This is a genomic window from Halobacillus litoralis, assembly GCF_009856415.1.
In the GTDB taxonomy this organism is placed as follows: domain Bacteria; phylum Bacillota; class Bacilli; order Bacillales; family Halobacillaceae; genus Halobacillus; species Halobacillus litoralis_C.
In genome coordinates, this window is sequence record NZ_WMEZ01000017.1 from 1 (window position 1) to 2,970 (window position 2,970).

A 2,970-nucleotide genomic window follows, 5' to 3' on the forward strand; every position below is an offset into this window, starting at 1 on the left:
ATCAGATAGATAAGTCATCGATCCATTAGTATCCGTCAGCTCCACGTGTCACCACGCTTCCACCTCGGACCTATCAACCTCATCGTCTCTGAGGGATCTTATTTGCTTAAAGCAAAGGGAAATCTCATCTCAAGGGGGGCTTCATGCTTAGATGCTTTCAGCACTTATCCCGACCACACGTAGCTACCCAGCGATGCTCCTGGCGGAACAACTGGTACACCAGCGGTGTGTCCATCCCGGTCCTCTCGTACTAAGGACAGCTCCTTTCAAATTTCCAACGCCCACGACGGATAGGGACCGAACTGTCTCACGACGTTCTGAACCCAGCTCGCGTACCGCTTTAATGGGCGAACAGCCCAACCCTTGGGACCGACTACAGCCCCAGGATGCGATGAGCCGACATCGAGGTGCCAAACCTCCCCGTCGATGTGGACTCTTGGGGGAGATAAGCCTGTTATCCCCGGGGTAGCTTTTATCCGTTGAGCGACGGCCCTTCCATGCGGAACCGCCGGATCACTAAGCCCGACTTTCGTCCCTGCTCGACTTGTAGGTCTCGCAGTCAAGCTCCCTTGTGCCTTTACACTCTGCGAATGATTTCCAACCATTCTGAGGGAACCTTTGGGCGCCTCCGTTACCTTTTGGGAGGCGACCGCCCCAGTCAAACTGCCCACCTGACACTGTCTCCGGACCGGATCACGGTCCTGGGTTAGAATGTCCGTACAGCCAGGGTAGTATCCCACCAGCGCCTCCACCGAAGCTAGCGCTCCGGCTTCTAAGGCTCCTACCTATCCTGTACAAGCTGTACCAACATTCAATATCAGGCTACAGTAAAGCTCCACGGGGTCTTTCCGTCCTGTCGCGGGTAATGTGCATCTTCACACATAGTATAATTTCACCGGGTCTCTCGTTGAGACAGTGCCCAAGTCGTTGCACCTTTCGTGCGGGTCGGAACTTACCCGACAAGGAATTTCGCTACCTTAGGACCGTTATAGTTACGGCCGCCGTTTACTGGGGCTTCGGTTCAACGCTTCGCATAAGCTAACGCATCCCCTTAACCTTCCAGCACCGGGCAGGTGTCAGCCCCTATACTTCGCCTTACGGCTTCGCAGAGACCTGTGTTTTTGGTAAACAGTCGCTTGGGCCTTTTCACTGCGGCTCCTCGGCAGAGGAGCACCCCTTCTCCCGAAGTTACGGGGTCATTTTGCCGAGTTCCTTAACGAGAGTTCTCCCGCTCACCTTAGGATCCTCTCCTCGCCTACCTGTGTCGGTTTGCGGTACGGGCACCTCTTTCCTCACTAGAGGATTTTCTTGGCAGTGTGAACTCAGGAGCTTCGGTACTTTATTTCCCTCCCCATCACAGCTTGACGTTGCCGGACGGATTTGCCTATCCGACCGTCTCACTGCTTGGACGCGCACATCCAGTGGCGCGCTCTCCTTATCCTCCTGCGTCCCCCCGTCGTTCAAACGGAAAGGAGGTGGTACAGGAATATCAACCTGTTGTCCATCGCCTACGCCTTTCGGCCTCGGCTTAGGTCCCGACTAACCCTGAGAGGACGAGCCTTCCTCAGGAAACCTTAGGCATTCGGTGAAAGAGATTCTCACTCTTTTTTCGCTACTCATACCGGCATTCTCACTTCTAAGCGCTCCACCAGTCCTTACGGTCTGACTTCACGGCCCTTAGAACGCTCTCCTACCACTGATCATAAGATCAATCCGCAGCTTCGGTGGTGTGTTTAGCCCCGGTACATTTTCGGCGCAGAGTCACTCGACCAGTGAGCTATTACGCACTCTTTGAATGATGGCTGCTTCTAAGCCAACATCCTGGTTGTCTAAGCAACTCCACATCCTTTTCCACTTAACACACACTTTGGGACCTTAGCTGGCGGTCTGGGCTGTTTCCCTCTCGACCATGAACCTTATCACCCACGGTCTGACTCCCAGAACAAAGTCTATGGCATTCGGAGTTTGACTGAATTCGGTAACCCGATAGGGGCCCCTCGTCCAATCAGTGCTCTACCTCCATGACTTTCTATTCTGAGGCTAGCCCTAAAGCTATTTCGGAGAGAACCAGCTATCTCCGTGTTCGATTGGCATTTCACCCCTACCCACACCTCATCCCCGCAATTTTCAACTTGCGTGGGTTCGGGCCTCCAGTCAGTGTTACCTGACCTTCACCCTGGACATGGGTAGATCACACGGTTTCGGGTCTACGACCGCATACTCACTCGCCCTATTCAGACTCGCTTTCGCTGCGGCTCCGCTTCTGCTGCTTAACCTCGCATACGGTCGTAACTCGCCGGTTCATTCTACAAAAGGCACGCCGTCACCCATTAACGGGCTCCGACTACTTGTAGGCACACGGTTTCAGGTTCTCTTTCACTCCCCTTCCGGGGTGCTTTTCACCTTTCCCTCACGGTACTGGTTCACTATCGGTCACTAGGGAGTATTTAGCCTTGGGAGATGGTCCTCCCGGATTCCGACGGAATTCCTCGTGTTCCGCCGTACTCAGGATCCACTCCGGAGAGAGAAAGATTTCGACTACAGGGCTGTTACCTGCTCTGGCTGACCTTTCCAGATCGATTCGCCTATCTTCCTCTTTGATAACTCCAATGGAGTGTCCTACAACCCCAGAAAGCAAGCTTTCTGGTTTGGGCTGATTCCGTTTCGCTCGCCGCTACTTGGGAAATCGCGTTTGCTTTCTCTTCCTCCGGGTACTTAGATGTTTCAGTTCCCCGGGTGTGCCTGCCTATACCTATGTATTCAGTATAGGATACTGTTCCATTACGAACAGTGGGTTTCCCCATTCGGAAATCTCCGGGTCAAAGCCTACTTACGGCTCGCCGGAGCATATCGGTGTTAGTCCCGTCCTTCATCGGCTCCTAGTACCAAGGCATCCACCGTGCGCCCTTATTCACTTAACTATCTTCGTGAAAAGACGTTTACAATTTCAATTAGATGTCTTGTCATCAA

1 rRNA gene is annotated in these 2,970 nt (G+C 53.3%); it reads right to left on the bottom strand.

Annotated features, from left to right (window positions below):
- Positions 1 to 5 precede the first annotated feature (5 nt).
- A 23S ribosomal RNA gene (locus GLV98_RS19810) occupies positions 6 to 2,921 on the bottom strand.
- Between the last annotated feature and the right edge of the window lie 49 nt (positions 2,922 to 2,970).